This window comes from Spirulina sp. LEGE 11439, from assembly GCF_059821285.1.
Genome location: NZ_JCAMRX010000059.1, coordinates 16,998 through 37,339, shown reverse-complemented (window position 1 = coordinate 37,339; position 20,342 = coordinate 16,998). Strand labels below are relative to the sequence as shown.

The window sequence follows — 20,342 nt, the reverse complement described above, 5'->3', positions numbered from 1 at the left end:
ATTTTTACTGTACTATTTATCTCTTTTTAGCACAACAACTTCGGTAGACCCGGATTAAGAGCAGCAATCAGTTCAGCTTGAGTCGCTGATTTATGCTGGTCAATGGTTTCTTTAAGTCTCTGATAGTATACTTTTTGACTCTTTTGGCTAGGCTTAATTAAGGTCTTGTAACCCTGCCGAGAATGATATTTCCCAACTGGATACTGCCGAACGTTAAAACCGAGAAAATCAAATCCGGGGGGTAATCCCTGATGAGATTCCAAGGTATGAACGAGGCGAGTTTTACTCGGTTTCAAAGACAATCCTAAGTTTCCCAACCATTTAGCAATGATGTCTTGACAAGCGAGTACCACCTCTAAATCTTCATGAATGCAGACAAAATCATCAGCATATCGAATGAGATGAAGGCTTCTTCGTTTACGTCCTTTGGAGCGGGGACTGCCATTAGGATAAAATGATTTTAATCCTTCGGCAAAATCTTTAACCCGGTTCTCCAAACCGTGCAAGGCAATATTAGCCAATAATGGTGAAAGCGTTCCGCCTTGCGGCGTTCCTGCTTTCGAGGGAAACAATTCTCCATCGTCCATAATTCCCGCTTTCAACCACGCTTTGATTTGCCGTCTCATGCGGGGGAATGTTTGGAGTTTATCGAGGAGAACTTGATGATTAATTTTGTCAAAACATTGCGCGATATCGGCATCTAAAACATATTTCGGTTTTTGAGCGATCGCGATATGTATGGCTTTAATAGCATCGTGGCAGCTTCTACCCGGACGAAACCCGTAACTATTAGGTTCAAAAAGAGCCTCCCATTGGGGTTCGAGTGCCAATTTGACCAGTGCTTGTAATGCTCGATCATAAATGGTAGGAATGCCCAAAGGTCTCTTTTCGGTTTTTCCCGGTTTGGGTATCCAAACCCGTCGAACGGGCTTGGCAGAGTGTCCCAATTTCAGTCGTTCGACCAAGTTAAGACGGGCTTTTGGAGACAGAGATTTGACTCCATCCACTCCTGCCGTCTTCTTCCCTTGGTTCTCTTGGGTTATTCGCCTCACGGCTAGATATTTGGCTGCCTTCGAGCTAACCATCAATCTCTGGAGTTGGTGAACTGTTTTGATGTCACCCCGTTGGCTGGCTCGATAGATTCGTTTTTGTAACTTGTAGACAAAGCGTTCCAGCTTGCGCCAAGGAAGGCTTTGCCATTCATACGTAGTCTTTAACTCGTTCATGGTTGCTGTTACTAATGACGACCCTATCTTCTGTATTACCGTGCGTCTGTCTGCGTATCCTTTCCATTACAGAAAGGCATTGGCTTCTGACGCAATCCCTCCACCTTCTGGGTTTCTGGCTAGCAACCTACTCGGAATTTCCGAGAACCCAGAAGGGGTTAATTCGTTCCTATCAACCATTGGTTTGAATCCTTAGAGCCTGTATATCCACCGAGATGAATTAAGGGTGTTTGTTGATACTTCTCTGCATACCAACACTTGTTTCATCTATTGCCTTTTGGCTCAGGCGTATCAACCTATTTTTCGCCCGTTTGACATGACGATGGCTCAGACTACAGTTCGCGTAAGCTGCTCATAGATTCCTGCTCGAAGGGATTCCCAGTTAGGTTCTGAGTGACCTCCTTTTCTTCCCGCTTCACCCCTAGAATTGCTACAACTAAAAAGTGGGGAAGATGCTGTTACTGGAACACCACCAGAGTTGGATTTGTAGAGTTGTTGTCTACTCACCAACATGGTCGATAAGTTGTCAAGGTTCAGTGATCCTTGCGCCTAATCCCCCTCTCCTTTCGGATTGGTTTCTAGGCAACGAATCGCACAGAGTAGCTGGCATATAGTGCCAACACCCATGAAACCCTTGCTATACAATTGTTTCAGGAGTTAACATTCTGTAACATCGAAAAATGGCATAGATTCCGAGAACGCAAAGAGTCGGAACTTTTCGAGTGATTTTAAGTTTAAATGTTCGCTTTTTAGCCCTCAAAATGGGCATTGTTCCAAATCCAAACATAAAATCGGAACTTTATCGCTTTCGGTGGCACTCTATACCACGCTCTCTAGCATTAGCCCATTTTCTTTAATTAAAATTTATGTTTTTTGCGAACATTAGCGGCTGCCCCACTATTGGGTCTTGACTCCTCACGATTCCTTGGATTTAATCGAGTTCGTTCCAAAGCAATTTTACCCAACTCGCTCAAAACTGCCAAATCTACTCCAGCCGTGCGAGCCGCTTCCCGAAGCGCTACCCCATTGCGAGCAAGAGCCAGAAATTGCCGCACGCCGTAAACAACCGGATCGTCCGCAGGGGTATAACCGCGACGAATGGCAATTTGCAGCCCCAACTCGATATCGTCAAAACTCGCCGATCGCCTGCCGTCCAATTGAAGAGCCGCCACATTCCCCGACACATAGGGAACGATGCGAACTCCCAAAGCCTGCGAATTTCCCCCTCGCACGATATTAAAGTTGTAAAGTCGCTGTCTGCCCCTCCCGTCAATCGTTTTGACCGCAAGATTGGTTACGGCTGCTGTCGTCGCATTGGGAAAACGCAAGGGTTGAATGGGACGCAGAAAAATTGTTTTTGCCAAACCCCCAGCCAACGGCACGTCTGTATTGAAGACAACGCGAGAGGGATCGGCCAAACCGACATAGAAAATGGTTTCATCCGTTTGGGAAAAATCAATAGCACTCATGCGCCCCGAAAAGACCCTCACATCGATCGCGCCTCGTTCGGCCCGATCGCGTTCCACCTGTTGATAGCCAGAAGATTGTCCCCATGCAGGAGCAAGGGGAGTCAGGAGAGCGATCGCGCTGAAAGTCGTACCCAAAACAAAAGACCGTAAATTCATAACTTCACCCATTAACGAACGATTTTCACCATCATGCTATTGACCGAGATTGTCACCTTTGTCCCCACGGGAATGACGGCAATATTGGCTTTTTCGAGCATGGCTTGCAACCGCGCATCGGAACGTTGGGAGAGGCGATCGGCGAGAGGATTGAAGAAGCCATCGAGGACTGCCGACCAAATTTGCGGTTCTCGACTGCGAATGGTAGTCGAACTCGAAGAAGTGCTGCCACTCCCCGAAAATGTCGAAATGCGTTCGGGTTCGGTGAAGACTTCGCCAATGCGCCCGATTCCTGATAGGACACTGGTGAAGATGTCTCGTGCGGCAGTCTCCGAACCGCGATCAAAGTATTCTTGTGCGATAAGCGGATCGCCTTCTTCCCCGCGAATGAGAATGGCATTGGCAGGGAGGGACTGCTGTTGGATTTCCCCTCGGGAATTCTTGAAAATAACCGCGATCGCGCTGGCTTGAACGAAGCGGTTATCTTTGCCCACTAATTGCGCTTCTGCCACGAGAACGGTTTCTTTAGGGAGGGCGACGGACTTGCGATCTGTGGCGATGACATCCTCTGAAAGAGTGACGGCAAAGCGGTTGTAGAGTTGTTCGCCACTGCCTTCATCCCAGAGTAAGGGGACGGAAATGGTTGCAGGGGCGGTTTTTCCAAAAGCGATCGCCCGTTTCGTGGGAGCATTGGTGGCAGTGGAACGATTGCGAGTGAGAATGCCTTGCGCTCCCGGACTGAGTTCTTTATCGGAGTTGGAATTCAGATTGACATTGGCGATCGCGCTTTTGGGAGTTTCTGCGGGCAAATCTTCTGTAATGGTTGCAGGGGGAAGTTCTGGCGGTGTAGTTTGAACTTGACCGAGAGCGGCTAATTGATTCCAGCGATCGTGAGGATCGACGGGAGCAGGGCTTCGGCTTCGCTCGGGCTGCGGTGGTGCGGCGCGGGTGACGGTGGTTCTGGGTGGAGGTGCGCTTTGAATTCGTGGGGGAGGTTGGGGTGCGGGTTTGGGTGGCGCTTCTCGAACCTCTATTTTAGGTGAGGGAGAGGGTTGAGGAGTCGGTTCTTCCTCTAATTCCCGAATCTCCTGTCCCTGCAATGCCAGCGCGACTTTGGCATTGTAGTCGGGCTTCTTTTCAGTGACGGTTGGGGTGGGTTCTGGGGTCAATTTGGGTTGCGCTATCTCGGGCGATCGCGGTTTGACGACCAGCCAAATGCCGAGGAGTGCCAGCAGAAAGCCTCCTACACCTACCGTAACGAAGATAGCGCGAGGAAATCCTCGTTCTTCTACGGGTTGGGGTGGGGGCTGTTCCTCGTCCAATGCCAATCGATATTTAGCATCTAACTCGAGGGGGCGATCGGGGTCGTATCCGGCAATTTCTCGCTCTTCTTCGCGATCGATTTCTTCGTGTTCGAGAGGGTCTAAATGAGGAGGATTTGGGGCATTCATAGATGTTAATTAAGGGGTATCGTCATAGTTGGTAATAGCAGTGATTTCTAAACCCGATGACCGCATTTTATAGATTGTTTTTTCATAAGAATTGGCATCTTCTCCCAGAGGCGAAGTGGGAATAGCAACGGCACGAATTAAGAAAGTTTTATTAAAAGGAATGATCTGTCTTTGAGTGCGGGCGGTCTCGTCAAAAATGGTTCTCGTGGCAATAATATCCACTTCCCAGGCGGCGGAACTAATTTGTCGGGGTTCGGAAATATAGCGGACGTAAGCGGCAGATCGCAGGCGACCGGAAAAGACTTCACTCGGAATTAATTCTGCCAATCCATTGAGAAATTCTTCGGCAAATTCCGGCTCCATCATCATCGAAGCCGCCCAACTATTAATAGGAACTCGATCGCCTGAAGTTGTTTTAACGCCGGGGTCGGGTTTATCCGTTCCCGATTGCTTTCCCTCCCAACTGAACATCAAACTGATCCATTGTTGAACGAAGGTTTTAATCAGTTGGGGATTGCGATAATTTCCCTCTTTTTGTTCGATAACGAGAGCATTGCCATCGACTAATTGAACGTTGGTAATTTTACGTTCTGCCAGTTGGCGATTGGCGATCGCGATTTGACAGGAAGAGAAGGCTAAAATGATAAACGCACAGGCCAAAATTAATTGTCCCAGTGTAATTTTCTCGCGAAACTTGGGGATGAGATCTCGATGCCGATCTTGTGGGGGACGGGGAAGAATCATCAATTTTCTCCTAAACAAACTTACTCGCACTGACGCTAATTAAATCCACGATGCGCTTGGTATTGTTGGAAATGCCGCGATATAAAGCAATGCCGCCGCCGCTACTAATTAACACGGCCAATATGGGCGCAAATATGGCTAAGAAAAAGAGAAAGGCAATGTCGGTAATCAATTCTCCATTCGAGTTAACAACGACGATCGCCGTCAAACCAACGATGATGTTGTAACCCAACTGGACTCCAAGCAAGGAAATAAAACCGATCAACCAAGCAAAAATCGGTCGTCCTTGCAGGGGGAGTAAGGACAGTCCCATTGCGATCGGTGCAAAGGCAAATCTAACATTAATTTTTGTTGAGTTAAATTAATTTTTGTATATTGTATTGTCAGATATTCAATTTTGGTTAGCATGGGAAGTGATACTTTCAATAGAGAATCTCAATGTCAAACGATAAACCCACTTATTCGCAAAGTTTCACTAATTCTCCGAATTCTGGACAAATCGCACAAGGGGAAAACATCAATCAGGTACAAAGTGATAAACCCTTAAAAAGCGAGCTTCCTTCAGTTGAAGAAGTGAGTAATAACCTTAATCAGATTGAAAAACTTATTCAAGGCTCTAACCTTCCTGAAATCCAAAAAGAGAAAGCAATTCAGTATCTCAAAACAGCAAAGTTAGAAATTCAAGAAGAAAATCCTGATAAGTCTGCAATGACAACTAGCATCAAGAAGGTCACAGAATCAATGAAGACCGCAAATACAACCTTGGAAGCAGGAACAAATTTACTGGAAGAAGCAAAACCTTTGCTGGGTCAAATTGCAACTTGGTTAGGCATTGCATTAAAAACTATTGGATTAATTCCATGAATGAACAAGAATCTAAATATAAGAATGAATTCACTAATTCCCCGAATTCTGGACAAATTGCTCAAGGTAAAAACATTTTTCAATTTGTCATTAAATTTATAACTGGGAACAAATCGGAAGATAATGATATATATGAGAGAGCGCGTTGTTTGGCAGGGATAAAAAAAGATGTTGATGGATATTTAAAAGATACTTTTATTAATTCCGTATCAATCAATTTGAGTAAACAGCTACAACCACAACAAGTTAAAAGTTTTTGGGATATAAAAAGTGGTAGTAAACCGCCAAGAGATATTCCCCGAGATACGGAAATCATAGAAATTTTTGATAATAATCCAAAAGGATTGCTAATTTTGGGTGAACCGGGTTCAGGTAAAACGACAACGTTGAATCAATTGACTAGACAGCTTATTGATCGAGCAGAAAAAAATCCAATAGAACCTATTCCAATAATTTTCAATTTATCGTCTTGGAAAGCTCCTAACCAATTCATACATAATTGGCTGGTTGAGGACATGAAGATCCAAGGAATTGATAAAAATCTTGCTAAGAGATGGCTGGAAAAGAGGGGAATTCTACCTGTTTTAGATGGACTTGATGAAGTCGATCCCAAATACCAAAAATCTTGTGTAGAAGCAATTAATAGCTGGCAAGAGAGCAAATATTGTCCTCAATCTTTAATTATATCTTGTCGGAAAGAAGAGTACGAAAAAGTTATTCGAGGACGATGGAAAGAAGACGAAGATGGTCAAGAATACGATAATCGATTGCGATTACAAGGAGCGGTTGTATTGAATCTCCTAACACCTCAACAAATTCAGGCGTATTTAAAAAATATAGATCAAGCAGAACTTTGGTCAAAACTGGAGCAAAATAAAGAGTTGCAGGAATTGATACAAAAACCATTATGGTTAGGTGTTTTGCTTAGGGCGAGGGAAAAATTTCCTTGGGATCGAGATTTAAAATCTAACTCGATGGAACAAAATCAAAAAATCTTGATAGATGCTTTTGTTAGAGAAAGATTTTCTAGAGATGCAGAAAGTAAAGTTTATCAAAATAAAAAACTTCCAACAATTGAGCAAACTAAAAAATGGTTAATTTATGTAGCTAATAAGATGTCAAGGGGAGGATCATTTGATTTTATACTTGGTATAATACAACCTTCTTGGATAATGTTCAGGACAAATGGAACTTTTTTTCCCTCTTATTTATTTGCTCTTGAGCTTCCATTATATTCAGGAATTTGCGGAATTGTACATCCAGTATTTTTTATTTTAGGGACAGGTTTACATAGTGTACTTCCTAGTATGATGGGTTTTACTTCGATAACTTATACTACTCATGTTTTTAACGTTTGTTTAAATGCAGGATCTCTATATGGTTTTTTAGTAGCTTTGATTCCTATCAAGTTTGAAGCTACAAGCTATTCTTTCAGATCTTTGATTAACATTGAATTTATAAAATCTATTGTTTCCGTTTTGATAATCTTAACTCTCTTAAAGTCAACTATTGCAGATTCTGGTATCCTTAATGCTCTAATTGGAGTTGCCTTTATATATTTGCCTGCGATTGTGAGTATTCAGAGTTTAAAAAGAAAACCAATAGAAATAAAAGAGAAGTTTAATGAAGGTATATCTAAACTTATTTCAGATGTTTTGCTAAAAAGTACAATTGTATTTTTGATAGTTTGTTTGGGACTGTGGATACATCAAAACAGTTTTTTCTATTTCAAGAATTATGGCTTTATAGTTTTCATTGATGGTTTATTTGGAGGGCTAGCCGCAGGTATAATTGCTGGATTGATGGTAGGTGGGAGTAACATTATTAAATATTTTGCGCTACGTTTTATACTTTTTCTTTTTAGACATACTCCTTGGAATTATTCTCGTTTTCTTGATTATTGTTCAGAATTGCTTTTTCTACAGCGTATTGGTGGACGCTATCGATTTCTTCATAGATCTCTACAAGAGTATTTTCGAGATTTATCAATTTAAACATAATAACAGTTTTACCCAAGGGAGAAGCCAGCAAAGCCGTCACTTGACTGTGAATCTGGGCGATCGCAGCGCGATCGATGTCCTCAAAGTTCTGCAAGTTGAGTTGTTCTTTGGAGCAAAAGTGAAGGAGGTCTTTTAAAGTGGGGATATCCTGCCATTGGGGAGACTTCCAACCCCGTTCAAAAGCGAGATTGTAGCGCTCGATGATATCGGCATCGCTGAGGAAGGCATTGAGGGTTTTGAGCAGGATATTATCCACGCGCTGTGCTAATTTGGGGTCGTAAATCTTCCCCATTGCAATGCTGGTGAGTGCCTTGCGGATGAACTCTTTCCACTGTTCCAAGCGAGGTGCGCGATCTTCTTTGGCAAACTGGCGCAGGTCTGGGGGTTCGAGGAGATTGGAACTGCATCGGGTAATGTCGTAATACGCACCGCGATCGCCCAGCAATTCCACGGCGGTTTTAAAGGTCGAACCGCTTCCCGAGGAGATGTCGATGCCGACGACGGGAATGTTAGCAGCCAGCGCATCCAAGACGAAACGCCAACCGAGAACGCTTTTCCCAGATCCCGATTCTCCGGTAATGATGGCACGACTGGCGCTGTTGTGGATGAGGTCGATATAGACGGGTTTTCCCCCTTCTGTGAGAAATTCGACTCCTTTGGCATCCAAACTGCGAACGACTGTGAGAGGCAATACTCCGGCAATAGTTTCCGTATCGAAGACCTGTCGGCGTTCTTCAAGCAAAGAGCTGCTGTGGAGCAACCAACTTGTGGTTGTCGGGAGGGTTTCCAGCCAGATTGCCCATGCAATATTGCGCTCTCTTAAGACCTTAGCAGAGCCGAAACTGTTAGCGAGAGTCATGCAGGCGAGATTGAGTTGGTCGCTGGTAGGGCGATAAACGAGGAAAGCGACAGCAGCATAGATGGCTTTTGCTCCTTTGTACAGCTTCTTTTGCGCGTCAAAACTCTCTTCTGCCTTGACTTCTGCCCCTGCATCCCGTCCCTGTCCTTTGGTGAGAGCGCGTTGTTTGGCGCTTTTGGATTGTTTGGCTTGCCTCGCTAAATTATCCTGAATTAAAGTGTTGGAGGCAGCGCTAATTTCCACCACCGCTTCCGTATCTCGAACATAAGTTTTGCTGAGAATCTTCCACAGCCAGCGCAGTTGTTCCCGTTGATTGTTCCACCCTTCCGGCTTTTCTTCCATTGTCAGTACCGCGCATTTGGCATTGCGACCGGGAAGCCAGATACAATCGTTACTGCCCTTATGTTCGGGGCAGGAAGAACGACCGAATTGCCCTTCGATAAGGACGGTACAGGGGTCTTTCTCGCTGTGTTTAATCTCTTCGAGGCGATAGTCCGTCGGTGTTTCTTCCAGTTGCAGGAGTTGGGGAATGGGAGGTGCGGGAATGTCTCGATGGTTGAATTGATGCCACATCCATTGCCACAGTTCGCTACTATTGCAAGGTCGGACTTCGAGACCGATTTTAGTATTGAGGAGCAGTTCCCAGCGAATGTATCCTTCTTCAAAAGATTGCAGCAACAGGCGCTTATAGAAGCGTTCTTGGTAAATTTGTTCGTTGCCCGTAAACCAGCCTACAGTTTTCGCACCCAGTTGATAAAAAGCCCCGATCGCTTTAGCAACAAAGTCCTTGGAAGTCGCCCCCGAATCTCGATTGAAGGTCCACGTACAAAAGATAATTTGCTCCCATTCTTGCCGAGTGCCGTTGAGGGTCAATTCTTGAATGCGCTTTTGTTCGTTTCGCATGAGGATGGCGATGGGCTGTAGATTGCACGTATCGGCAGTTTGGGCGAGTTCTTGCTGGCGATCGCTATCCTGACCGTAACAAGCGGTGCGAATAGTCATTTTTTCACCGGGAGGAATGTCTTTGAGTCCCTCTTCTAAGTTAGAAATGGCGTTAGCAATCTCGCTGCGAGAGAGGAGATTGTGAAATCCCGAAGTGCGAAAGCCAAAGACGACTTGATATTGTTTGCCTTTATTGAGGAGATAGCCGGAAACTTCTCTGCGGTCTTTTTTAATCGTGACCAAACCGACTAAATCTTGATAGTTTTGAAACGGCATAAAGCGCCTCCTTCGACCGTTTTGGTCGGGTGCGACAATGGGTTTGATGTGAATGCGAGTTTGGGTATCTTGAATGCGTTGGCGCAAGGCTTCGGGGCGGTTTTCCAAGAGAGGAGAAAGGTAGCGCAAATTGCCATTGCACCATTCATAACCGGGAGGCATTCTGAATTTATCGACGAATAAATGGGGTTTATTTCCCGTTAGCAACCACCAACTGACAATCAACCAAAACGTCACTCCGAAAAACCAAGGCATTCCCAAGCTCGAGAAGCCATTGGTGAGGAGGTAGGAAGCGATCGCGATCGCCAGCCAAGGAATGAGTTGATTGGCGGGAATCATGCCGATACTGGCAGGTTTGCCCAAGATTTGATTGACGGGGACGAAATCTTTTTCCGGGTCTTTCAGCATGGTTGCACTCCGATTCTTGGGTTTAAGTTCCGGTGCCGACGAAGAGAAAGGTGATAATATCGACAGCAATGACGATGGCAAACGCCAAACCAACTTGAGACACGATGGGTCGCCAGTCATTGCCTTGTTGCGCTTGGTTGTAGGCGAAGAGGGAGGCTCCAGCGACAATGAGGAGGAAGACTCCTCGGATGAGGTTAAAAATCAGTTCGATGACATCATCGGTAATGGTTGCACCGCTTCCACCCGATTGAACCCCTTGAGCCAGTTCTTTGAAGAATTCTTCGAGTCCAGACAGGAAGATAGCATGAGCGGGAGTCTCGAAGAGAGAAAAAGTGAGGGTAGCGGTTAGGATGGTGAGGGCGATATGCCAGAAGCGAAGGGGGAGTCCCAACCCTTTAGCGATATGCCACAGGCTGAGAAGGGGAATGCTGAAGCTGCCTAAAGTGGTGATGAAAACGGGGTCTTTGAGGGTTAAATAGATGCTTGCACCGAGGCAGATGATGATGAAGGGGAAGTCGCGGGGGTGGATGGGTAAGCGTTTGAGGAATGGAAAGCGAGGCGGTGTTGTTGAAGGATAGAGCCTCGGTAGAGTTCTGTCGTTCATTGTTAAAGTTACTCGTAAATGGGGCTAACTTCAACGTAATGAGAATTTTTGGCAAAGCGATCGCTCGATGCGGTTAATTTTGGCGATCCTTGTAGGGGGTTAGGAAGGGTGAATTGCCTTTCTAACTAGCGATTTAGATTTGTTAAACTGGGATCGAGCTAGTGAGGCAATCTTCGTGTCAGAGACTCAATTACTTCCTATTTCTAATTGCGATCGCCCCGACTGCGAGGGAGATCTTATTTTTGTTCACGGTTTGGGTGGGGATGCTCGAGGTGCGTGGCATCCTAACGGTAAACGGGATAATGATGATTTCTGGCCAGTTTGGTTGGGTGAGGATTTACCAAATTTAAGAGTTTGGTCTCTCGATTATGATATTGAACCCTTTCGCTGGAAAGGTCAGACTATGCCCTTAGTCGATCGCGCGACTGATGTTCTCTCCTGCTTGGATCTCGAAGTTGGGGATCGTCCTATTTTCTTTATCGTTCACAGTATGGGAGGATTACTGGTTAAACAAATGCTGCGCCATGCTTGGGATTTTGGCGATCCTCGCTGGAAAGCGATCGCAGAACAAACAAGAGGAATTATCTATCTTTCCACGCCTCACTCGGGTTCCGATCTTGCCAATTGGATGAAAGAGATCGGCACAATTTTACAAGCGTCTGTCAGTGTTGAGGAATTGAGAGCGCATGATTCTCGCTTGCGGGAGTTAATTCTCGTGCATCGCAATCACGAGTTTTTAAGGCAAATTCCCATAGAAGTGTATTTTGAGAAACAGAAGACGAAGGGTGTTTTAGTGGTTAATGAAACCAGTGCCGATCCGGGAATTCAAGGGGTCATTCCCATTCCAATGGATGACGATCATCTCTCAATTTGTCGTCCAAAATCCAAACAACGCAAGCTCTACAAACGAACGAAACGATTTATTATAGACCATTTAAAATCCGATCCCTTACAACCTTTACCAGAATTAAAGGAGAAATTAGAAAAAGATCCTGTTGAAGTTGAGAGCGATCGCGAGAAAAAAAAAATTCCGCAAAATATTCCCCGTAGTGGGGTTGCTAGGTTTGTTGGACGTTCTGAAGAATTGGAAACTCTCCATCAACAACTTCAGCAGGGCGATCGCGTTGCTATTTCTGCGATCGCGGGGATGGGAGGAGTGGGAAAAACGGAGTTAGCGATACAATATGCAAAGATTTATCAAGAAAATTATTCCGGCGGTATTTGTTGGTTACGAGCAAGAGACGAAAATATAGGAGAACAGATCATCGAATTTAGCGAAGATTACCTGAACTTGAGCCTTCCCAATTCTCTTACAAAAATTGAACGAAAAGTAACATGGTGTTGGCAACATTGGAATAGTGGTAGTGTTCTAGTGATTTTAGATGATGTTAATGATTACAAACGAGTTAAACCGTATTTACCACCTCAAAATTCACGATTTTTGGTCTTAATAACAACACGTTTACAATTATTAAAATCGTCTCAACGATTAGAATTAGAGGTTCTAAAATTAGAAGCCGCAATAGATTTGCTCGAATCATTTATTGGTAAAGAGTGTTTATACCAAGAAGAAAAAACTGCTCGGGAATTATGTAAAAAGTTAGGTTATTTACCTTTAGCATTAGAATTAGTAGGACATTATCTAAATCGAAAACCCAATTTATCTCTTGCCAAAATATTACAAAAGTTACAGGAAAAAGGCGTAGAGCAACAAGCTCTTAAAAAACATAAATGGGCGTTAGATATAACAGCACAAGAAGGAGTGGCGGCTGCTTTTGAATTAAGCTGGAATGAATTAAGCTCTGATGCTCGAGAATTGAGCTATATATTATGTATTTTTGACTTGATACCTATTTCTTGGAAATTAATCGAGCAATGCTTTCCAGAACGAGAACCAGATGAACTAGAAGAAATAAGAGATGATTTTTTACTAGATTTTCATTTGCTTCAGTGTGAAGGAGAAGAAACTTATAGGCTTCACGAATTAATTCGAGATTTTTTCCAAAGTAAATTAGTAGAGTCAACACAGACTCATTTAATTGTAGCAGTAACCTTGAAAATTGGACAAATTGTTTCAAAATCTCCTCTCTGTATTACTGAAATTCTACAAAAAGGATTGCTGAATTGGAAGTTTCCTCCAAATTCAAAATTATCAGCATTAGAATGGGGAAAATTAATCTGTATTTCAAATCAATCTTGGTACAATGGATTGAATAAACTAGCACCATTATTAATTCCTCTGAGAGAAGATGGGAAGTTTCCAGTTTTAGGGGTCGCACTGGCTCAAAAAGATATAAATAGTTTGACAGATAATCCCAATGAGACTTCTTTTGACTTTGGCACTGTTACATATGACAAAATATTAATGAATGATTTTCACTTACTTTATCTTTTGATAGGTTATTATTTTGGAAATGATACTAAAGAAAATATTGTTCAGTTGCCACCAGAAGCTATAGAAAGATTCAAAATAAATTCTACCTGCAAAAAATTAGATAACTGGAATTATTTGTGTTTATCTTCAATTACACCGAAAATCTCTACAATTTGGGAATATCCTTTTACGAGAATGAGAAAAAAATTATCAGAACTTTTGAAGGAGCGTAGATTGCCTGTACAGTTAGGTAATCTTTCCCTAGAAGCAGCTTGGTATGCTGCACTATATTTGTCTAATCCTAAGTTTTATTCTTCTTCTTCTTATTACTATAGCCAGCCAATTCCTTTAAATGAAATTGAACCTTATCTTAAAACAGCACAAACCTCTCGATTTTCATTAATGATACAGTATTGCTTAAATCAATTAAAGCTAGAAGTCGAATCGGCACGTCTTCAAGGAAAAATACACTTAAAACTTCCTTATTCTATTGAAAAATTCAAACGATCTTCCCAGATTTCTCCTGATATATTATTAGATTATATCACAGAAGTTTATCAAGGTGCAATTGATAGCTATCAGCAGCTAGTCAATACTACATTTGCAAAACTTTCACCTAAATTACAACTGGCTCGGATTCTACCTGCTCGTTTGGCTGGAACAATAATTCCTCCACAAAGTTTCTCAGATTCAATTAGTTTTAGTTGGAGTTGGTTTCCTTTATCTGATGGAAGTCAAAGCTATGTAGATTTTAGGTTAGATAATCATCCTCTCAATTCAAACGATCCTCATTTTGATCGAATTTGGATACAAAAACATTTAACTTATGATTCTATATATCCGCTTTATCCAATGACTTGCTCTTTAACTTGTACTCCATTCCACAAAAGTTGGTTGGGAGTTTTTCCTATAACAGAAATTGTATATCAATGGTTATGGAATGATTTAAAAAAAATTGGTTGGGTTAAAGAGGATCGTTTACCTGATGCTGGTTTTCCTTACTGGAGATAATCGTATTTGCGAACTCTACAATACGATCGCAGCAGGACAAAGAGACCAACTCAGCAACCATCCCACTACTCAAGAACTCCTCGCACAGATAGATGCAGCCAACGAGACAGAATAAGAATAAAAAGAAATACGATCGCTTATAATAAAACAGAAATAGACAAATCAATGCGATCGCACGGAGTAACCCAATGAGCAAAGAACAACTCATCAAAGAGATCGAAAAAGAAATAACAATAATGCCAGAGTTTGCGATTGAAGAAGTCTATCACTTTTTGTTATTTCTCAAACAGCGAATTCAACAAAGGATCGCCAATGAGGAAGAAGTCAAAATGCGATCGCAAAAGAGCCAAAACTCCATTCTCGACATGGTTGATGAAATTACCCAAGATATTCCAAGAGAGGAATGGAAAAAACTTCCCAAAGACTTCTCTCGAAATCTCGATCATTATTTGTACGGTGCGCCTAAAATAGAAGAATGAAAACAGTTTTTGCTGATACTGGATATTGGCTGGCTTTAGTCAATCCAGATGACGATCTACATCAAAAAGCGAGAGAAGTGACTGAAAATCTTGCTCCATTCAAAGTCATCACCAGCCAAATGGTTTTTGTGGAATGTTTGAATGCGTTCTCAACAAAAGGAAACTGGTTCAAACAATCTATGATTCAATTAATTCAACGCTCTAGAAACAATCCTGATATTATCATTTACCCACAAACTCAAGAACTTTTTACCAGTGCATTTGACTTGTATCAAAATCGCTTAGACAAACAATGGAGTTTAACGGATTGTTCTTCATTTTCAATTATGCAGCAACAAAAGATTGTAGAGGCTTTAGCACACGATCGCCATTTTGCACAAGCAGGTTTTATTCCATTATTGCGTTAAAATCGCGATCGCATTGACAAATTTTCGTTAATTCACATCTCAATTCCTGCTTTTTCTTGATCTTCCTCTTCCTCCAAATCCTCCTCAACCTCAACCGACAAATCCCGCAAAGTGGCAATTTCTTGCTTGTCGCGATCGCTCAACCGATCCGTTAGAATTTCCCATTCTCCTTGCTCTTGGATGGCAGCAAACAACTCCTCCCCATCCATACTCTCGATGCTGATAGTGGTTGAATCTTCCTCCTTCATGGCATAGAGAATGGCACTTTCTCCCAAAACAATGCCATCCTCAATCGATTCTCCCGTAACGGCAGCTTGTTGCTCGGCAATATTGTAAGCATTGAGGAGAATTTCGGCACAAGTTTCAGCATCGGGAACTTCGCGATCGCCTTCCACTTCCCCTTCTTCCTCATCCGGTGCGGGTTGCGAGACGGGTGCAGATTTTGGAGTTTCCTCCGTTACCCCTTCTCGTACTGCCTTCTCCAACCCTTCAATGCGGGCTTCAAGGGCATCCAATCGCTGTTCAATGCGGTCTAAAGCCGCGTTAAGCTGTTTTAACTGCTCGTCAAAATTGGCATTCTTATCGAGTGAAAACGGCTTGCTCTTTTTCTGAGGAGGCTGAGTGCGATTGATGCGCTCGTCAAGGTCGGCGATCGCCCCTGCCAGAACTTCATTGGCAGATTGAGGCGTTTCTTGCCCTTCCTCCTCTGTCGGGGTTGACTGCGAGGGTTCTTCTGGCGAGGATTCGGTAACGCGATCGCTGCGTTCGAGCAATTCATCCGTTCGCTCGTAAGCTGCCTGCAACCGTTCGGCAATCTTGGCAATTTCCTTTTCCCGTCCCGCTTTCTTAGCAGCCGCGATAATCCGTTCAACATTTTTCTTACCCACAATAGCCGCCAAAGCCGCCACTTGTACCCCCAAACCGTTCAGATTAGCCCCATCGAGTTCGTTGCCTTGATTGGCAGCAGTAGCACCCACGACAGCCGCCCGATCCAAGAGACTGTCATAATCGATGAACCCGTTGCCGCGAGGGACTTGGGGCGAACTCTTTTCGGGAGTTGAAACAACGCGGCGAGGCTCTTTCCGGAGTCGTTGAGGCTTGGCTTCATCAGGGCGATCGTCAATGTCCTCCGATTCCTCTGTTTCTCCCTCAAAAGAGTCGAGCAAATCGTCAATCTCGTCTTCTTCTTCTCGCTCTTGTTCCGGATTGAGTGCCTGCTCGATCCCCGTGCGAGTGAATTTCCCCTGCTCCTCCTCATCAAAGCCCAAGTGTTGCATCATGTACTTACCCGTAGTCGAACCGAGTTCGGGTTTGTTCGCCAACTTCATGGCAATGCCCCCCGTATTGACCTCAACGGCAATTTTGAGTTTTGGGTTGTCCTCTGCGCTGATGCTTTCGAGGGCTTCGGCAAAATCTTCAAGGGTCGTCAAACCCTGTTGCTGGCAATAAGCGAGAGTCTTTTCGCAATATTTGTGCAGGTATTTGAGGGCTTTTTTGCCCGTGTTGGTTTTGGGAGTGAGATAGTTGCCTTGTTTGGTTTTCTTGGTTTTGTAAGTGACCATAATTGTTTTTGGGTTGAAAAGGATGGAAATGGGCGATCTCCCCTTGCTAGTTTCGGGGCGATGCACCTAGTTAAACTTGAATGTTGCAGCGAGAACCAACAGAAGCCTTATGCTGCAAAGATTTCGGCTGTCGCCGTTGAGAGCCGAGGGTTTCGGCAAAAGCGCGGCTATCCTCTGCTGAAAGCGGTTTGAGGATTTCGCGGGTTGCCAAATTGGAGCGGAACACAATGTTACGATCGCCATCCCGAACAAAGCACTCTTGGGTGCGACGATCTACGAAAGCCGTCCAACCGTGGATTTTGATTTTGGAACGGCTGTCAGCTTCGTACTCTCGGGCGATCGCGGCATGGAGCTTTTGCGAGAGTTCCTCGGTTGGCTGTTTGCCAATGCCAAGGTTGAGGGGCAATTTACTCCCCTCGACTGAAGGCAACCGCACCGACTCTGGATCGATGTGGAGGGTTAAAGCCGAACCTCGTTGGGAGAGAGCGATCGCGCCCTTAAATGTCGCGCCGATGGGAAGTTTGGGAGATTCGGCACTGAACATGGCCAGTTGCTTGCCCTCGAGGGTGACAATGGGACAGCCGTGGCGATAATCGTCGGGATTGTGGTAGGGTTTGACCTCGAATGGCAGGGTTTTGTTTTCCCATCGCCGATTGCCAAAGTTCGTATCTCGAAAGTCGTTGTACTTCTGACCGATGAGTTCGACCGTCTCAAAGCGGTAAACTTGCACCTGTCGGGCGATTTCATCTCCAAACAGATGCAGCACGAGGGCAGACTTGGGAATGAGGTCTTCGGGATTTTCCAGCCAAGTGTAGCTGGTGGGAGGAACGATGCGATCGCCGATGCGACTGGTTTTCTGCAAGTGAGAATTGTAATAGGTCAAATCCGACTCTCGAATATGTAAATTGTCATTGCTGCCAAATTGAGCCTCTAACTTTTCAATCAGGCGATCGCTCGGATCGAGGAGGGCAAATTGAACCATTGGCAGAGTAGGGTGTAAGGTAGCCTCGTATTGAATGCCCTTGCGATCTAAAGCTGCCTTAAACTCTCCTGCAAAATCTTTCCCTTTTGCCTTTTCAAACGGAATGCTGAGAACGTAAGTATCGCGAGGCAGGGCTTCTCGCTGTCGCTGAAACTCCTCAACGAACTCAAAAGTGGGGTTGAGTTGGCGAGAAATGAGGGCGCAGGCTTTGCGAGGGACGTTAAGATTGGGATTGGTAGTTTACGTGCCACAAAGCGGTTGCCGCGAGATGGCGTTCTTTGGCATCGGGGAAGGTTTCGGCAATTTCTCCCCTTAAATCCTCGTAGAGCTTGCCATACTCCTCTTTAATGGCATTGCGATCGCCTTCGTGGAGTTGGTGAATTTCCCGTCCTCGTTGATTGGCGCGTTCTTTCAGGTCTTTCGCCCAAGGGAGATAATCTCGTTCCCACTGCTTGCGATCGGTTTTGTGAGTAGGTGGAGGGAAGAGATAGCGAAATTCGTGCCGGTGGCGAGAACGAATGCGGGTTCGTTCCCATGCCGGATTGACCGCCTCTCGGGCGATCGCCAGAATCGGATTTTGCTCCTCAGTCGGCAAAGGTAACGTTTTGTAAAGGCGCGAGTCCTTCTTGAGGTCGAAGAGGGGACTGGGATGCGCTTCCGTCCAGCGTTTGGCTTCTTGAATGAGGGTGGGGTGGCATTCGTCGAAACGAGTGGCGCTTTTGGGGCTATCCACCTCAATTTGCAACGCATCGAAGAGCTTGCCCAATAGCTTTCTCTGCCTGCGTTCAAAGAGTTTTTGCGGTTCTTTGGGTTGGGGGATGGAAGATTGCACCCGACCGATTAACGTGGCAATGTAACCGATGCTGTTTTTTGGGACTGCGACGGCAATCTGGCGCAGGGTGGCGTACTTGCGCTGACCCTTGCGATCGCGTGCCTTGCGATAATCGACCTTGGGTCGCTTTTCAACCGGAGCAAACTCCCGTCCTTCATTGGCATGGCGGGTTTCGGCAGCAAGGCGAGGCACTCGGGAAACTGGAGTAATCACGAGTTGATCGCCATCAAAGTCGCATTGGTGGTGCTGCATGGCTTGGTCGGGACGAATGAAGGCACAGCCTCGATAGCGCAGTAAATTCGGTCTCTGGCGATTGTCTACGGTGTAGCGGCGGATGTTGTCCTTGCTGACAATGGGGTAGCGAGTGACGATCGCTTCCTCGCCATCTTGCAAGTGGGGCGCGACAATGGTGCCGGGTTTGAGGTCGTCGCAGGGTTGAGCCATTGCGCTACCGTGGTGAATGGCTCCTTTGAGTGCTAAATCCTGCCAGCGTTTTGCCAGTTGAGAGCGCATGAAATCGGCAACTTTGGGGAAGTCGAGCAATTGTCCGTAGCGATCGCTTCTCAAGAGAGAGATGGTAGCGGATTCCGAGCGCTCTTGTTGTTCTGACCCTTCGCCCTCGATAGCGTTCTGCTCACCTACCAAATGAGCTTTTTTGTCGTACTGTTCCACCAGATAGCGAGCGAGTTTGAGGGGGTCTTTTTGAATTTCTGCCAGCTTTTGTGCTTCGGTAATGGTTGGGGGAACGATATCCGCTTGTAACGCCGCTTCCGAGTACCAAATCGAGAATTGCCAAGAGTTTTCATAGGCTTGCACTTTCGCATTGCCTCGGTTGCCGATGACTGCTTCCGGCAGTTCCCAGTCACCGCAAGGAATGTGGCGATCGCGTGCTTCTTTAGTCAGTCCTTTGATGGAGCTTTTGTCGAGAATCAGATCGTAGCCCAAATCTTCAGTCAGGGCGCGATCGGGGAGAAAAGTTCCTTTGGCAAGAAAGCTGACTGGGGGAGTATGAGGATAGGCAGAATTCTGCCACTTTTGCATCCATGCAAAGCGAAATTGAAAGGGTCGATTGCCCCTGCCTCCCATCGCTTTAGCCAGTCGAGGTGAGATTTTGCCGTGACAGTCCCCCGTGCTAAATTTTCGGGCTTCTTCTCGTTCTGCGGGATCGTTGCTCTCCCAGTCTACTATTTTCACGCGCAGGGGTTGACCATCGCTGCTGCTGTGGAATGCGATCGCCCCTTCATTGCAGGAACTGACCAAAAGGGAACCGTACCGACAAGCTGTATCGGGTTGGGTTTTGAAGGGTTCGTTCAGTTGCTTGGAGAGTTGGCGATCCGCAAAATAAATGCTGTTCCCCGAACTGAATGCCACTCGTCGGGGAATGCCATCGCCAAAGTCAATCCCTTTGAGAGGATCGCGGCGATCGTCGTTTTTGTCCGGTTTGACAATAACGAGAGACTCCAACTCCTCCGGTTCAAACAAGAGTTCGAGGATGGTGTTGCGCTTGGTTTCGGGTTCGGAGAGGTAGCCGCCGCGATCGCCAACGGACATATCAAAGACGGGGATTTTTAAACCTTCGCCTTCGACAAATCGGGTTTTTCTCGATTTCACATCTGCCATAGCGTCCTTGCTGTTACAGATTTTATCAACTTACAAAAAAATTTATTTAAAAACTTCCGATAGGAAGGTTAAAAAT

The 20,342-nt window shown here is 45.1% G+C and carries 15 protein-coding genes; 6 read left to right on the top strand and 9 right to left on the bottom strand.

Going from position 1 to position 20,342, the window contains the following annotated elements:
• Positions 1-26: 26 nt before the first annotated feature.
• The 5 genes from ltrA to AC6RV6_RS25790 all read right to left on the bottom strand — a co-directional run bounded on the left by ltrA (position 27) and on the right by AC6RV6_RS25790 (position 5,359).
• Positions 27-1,226 carry a group II intron reverse transcriptase/maturase gene (gene ltrA / locus AC6RV6_RS25810; RefSeq protein WP_500243761.1) on the bottom strand — a complete coding sequence of 400 codons (1,200 nt, stop codon included), beginning with the start codon at positions 1,224-1,226 and terminating at the stop codon, positions 27-29.
• A gap of 857 nt (positions 1,227-2,083) precedes the next feature.
• Positions 2,084-2,851 carry a hypothetical protein gene (locus AC6RV6_RS25805; protein ID WP_500243760.1) on the bottom strand — a complete coding sequence of 256 codons (768 nt, stop codon included), beginning with the start codon at positions 2,849-2,851 and terminating at the stop codon, positions 2,084-2,086.
• Between the two features lie 11 nt (positions 2,852-2,862).
• A complete protein-coding gene (locus AC6RV6_RS25800; protein ID WP_500243759.1) occupies positions 2,863-4,302 on the bottom strand; it encodes a hypothetical protein in 1,440 nt (479 codons plus the stop codon).
• A gap of 9 nt (positions 4,303-4,311) precedes the next feature.
• Positions 4,312-5,049, bottom strand: coding sequence for a hypothetical protein (locus tag AC6RV6_RS25795; protein ID WP_500243758.1), 738 nt, complete (start codon positions 5,047-5,049; stop codon positions 4,312-4,314).
• A gap of 7 nt (positions 5,050-5,056) precedes the next feature.
• Entirely contained in the window at positions 5,057-5,359 is a 303-nt protein-coding gene (locus AC6RV6_RS25790) for a hypothetical protein (RefSeq protein WP_500243757.1), read from the bottom strand.
• Positions 5,360-5,484: 125 nt separating this feature from the next.
• On the opposite strand from AC6RV6_RS25790, the gene AC6RV6_RS25785 reads away from it, so the two are divergent.
• The gene (locus tag AC6RV6_RS25785) at positions 5,485-5,910 is read left to right on the top strand and encodes a hypothetical protein (RefSeq protein WP_500243756.1); all 426 of its coding nucleotides are present in this window, start codon (positions 5,485-5,487) and stop codon (positions 5,908-5,910) included.
• On the top strand, positions 5,907-7,904 hold the full coding sequence (locus AC6RV6_RS25780) for an NACHT domain-containing protein (protein ID WP_500243755.1): 1,998 nt from the start codon (positions 5,907-5,909) through the stop codon (positions 7,902-7,904). The genes AC6RV6_RS25785 and AC6RV6_RS25780 overlap by 4 nt, the downstream gene beginning before the upstream one ends.
• Before the next feature lie 2,513 nt (positions 7,905-10,417).
• On the opposite strand, the gene AC6RV6_RS25775 is transcribed toward AC6RV6_RS25780, so the two are convergent.
• A complete protein-coding gene (locus AC6RV6_RS25775; RefSeq protein ID WP_500243754.1) occupies positions 10,418-10,999 on the bottom strand; it encodes a hypothetical protein in 582 nt (193 codons plus the stop codon).
• Positions 11,000-11,174: 175 nt separating this feature from the next.
• On the opposite strand from AC6RV6_RS25775, the gene AC6RV6_RS25770 reads away from it, so the two are divergent.
• The 4 genes from AC6RV6_RS25770 to AC6RV6_RS25755 all read left to right on the top strand — a co-directional run bounded on the left by AC6RV6_RS25770 (position 11,175) and on the right by AC6RV6_RS25755 (position 15,270).
• Positions 11,175-14,384 (top strand): esterase/lipase family protein, encoded by a 3,210-nt coding sequence (locus AC6RV6_RS25770; RefSeq protein ID WP_500243753.1) that lies wholly within the window; start codon positions 11,175-11,177, stop codon positions 14,382-14,384.
• Positions 14,359-14,499 (top strand): hypothetical protein, encoded by a 141-nt coding sequence (locus AC6RV6_RS25765; RefSeq protein ID WP_500243752.1) that lies wholly within the window; start codon positions 14,359-14,361, stop codon positions 14,497-14,499. The genes AC6RV6_RS25770 and AC6RV6_RS25765 overlap by 26 nt, the downstream gene beginning before the upstream one ends.
• A 73-nt stretch (positions 14,500-14,572) precedes the next feature.
• A complete protein-coding gene (locus AC6RV6_RS25760) occupies positions 14,573-14,863 on the top strand; it encodes a hypothetical protein (RefSeq protein WP_500243751.1) in 291 nt (96 codons plus the stop codon).
• Positions 14,860-15,270: a type II toxin-antitoxin system VapC family toxin gene (locus tag AC6RV6_RS25755; protein ID WP_500243750.1), complete on the top strand. Its 411-nt coding sequence runs from the start codon at positions 14,860-14,862 to the stop codon at positions 15,268-15,270. The genes AC6RV6_RS25760 and AC6RV6_RS25755 overlap by 4 nt, the downstream gene beginning before the upstream one ends.
• Before the next feature lie 32 nt (positions 15,271-15,302).
• Here AC6RV6_RS25755 and AC6RV6_RS25750 read toward each other — a convergent pair whose 3' ends face one another.
• The 3 genes from AC6RV6_RS25750 to AC6RV6_RS25740 all read right to left on the bottom strand — a co-directional run bounded on the left by AC6RV6_RS25750 (position 15,303) and on the right by AC6RV6_RS25740 (position 20,266).
• Complete coding sequence (locus AC6RV6_RS25750) at positions 15,303-16,832, bottom strand: hypothetical protein (RefSeq protein ID WP_500243749.1); 1,530 nt, start codon at positions 16,830-16,832, stop codon at positions 15,303-15,305.
• Positions 16,833-16,902: 70 nt separating this feature from the next.
• Positions 16,903-17,814: a hypothetical protein gene (locus AC6RV6_RS25745; RefSeq protein WP_500243748.1), complete on the bottom strand. Its 912-nt coding sequence runs from the start codon at positions 17,812-17,814 to the stop codon at positions 16,903-16,905.
• A 220-nt stretch (positions 17,815-18,034) separates the two neighbouring features.
• Positions 18,035-20,266 (bottom strand): hypothetical protein, encoded by a 2,232-nt coding sequence (locus AC6RV6_RS25740; protein ID WP_500243747.1) that lies wholly within the window; start codon positions 20,264-20,266, stop codon positions 18,035-18,037.
• Between the last annotated feature and the right edge of the window lie 76 nt (positions 20,267-20,342).

Bases quoted from the DNA above. Each gene is read 5' to 3' on its own strand.
- ltrA (WP_500243761.1), bottom strand. From the start codon at position 1,226: ATGAACGAGTTAAAGACTACGTATGAATGGCAAAGCCTTCCTTGGCGC.
- AC6RV6_RS25805 (WP_500243760.1), bottom strand. From the start codon at position 2,851: ATGAATTTACGGTCTTTTGTTTTGGGTACGACTTTCAGCGCGATCGCT.
- AC6RV6_RS25800 (WP_500243759.1), bottom strand. From the start codon at position 4,302: ATGAATGCCCCAAATCCTCCTCATTTAGACCCTCTCGAACACGAAGAA.
- AC6RV6_RS25790 (WP_500243757.1), bottom strand. From the start codon at position 5,359: ATGGGACTGTCCTTACTCCCCCTGCAAGGACGACCGATTTTTGCTTGG.
- AC6RV6_RS25785 (WP_500243756.1), top strand. From the start codon at position 5,485: ATGTCAAACGATAAACCCACTTATTCGCAAAGTTTCACTAATTCTCCG.
- AC6RV6_RS25780 (WP_500243755.1), top strand. From the start codon at position 5,907: ATGAATGAACAAGAATCTAAATATAAGAATGAATTCACTAATTCCCCG.
- AC6RV6_RS25775 (WP_500243754.1), bottom strand. From the start codon at position 10,999: ATGAACGACAGAACTCTACCGAGGCTCTATCCTTCAACAACACCGCCT.
- AC6RV6_RS25765 (WP_500243752.1), top strand. From the start codon at position 14,359: ATGCTGGTTTTCCTTACTGGAGATAATCGTATTTGCGAACTCTACAAT.
- AC6RV6_RS25760 (WP_500243751.1), top strand. From the start codon at position 14,573: ATGAGCAAAGAACAACTCATCAAAGAGATCGAAAAAGAAATAACAATA.
- AC6RV6_RS25755 (WP_500243750.1), top strand. From the start codon at position 14,860: ATGAAAACAGTTTTTGCTGATACTGGATATTGGCTGGCTTTAGTCAAT.
- AC6RV6_RS25750 (WP_500243749.1), bottom strand. From the start codon at position 16,832: ATGGTCACTTACAAAACCAAGAAAACCAAACAAGGCAACTATCTCACT.
- AC6RV6_RS25745 (WP_500243748.1), bottom strand. From the start codon at position 17,814: ATGGTTCAATTTGCCCTCCTCGATCCGAGCGATCGCCTGATTGAAAAG.
- AC6RV6_RS25740 (WP_500243747.1), bottom strand. From the start codon at position 20,266: ATGGCAGATGTGAAATCGAGAAAAACCCGATTTGTCGAAGGCGAAGGT.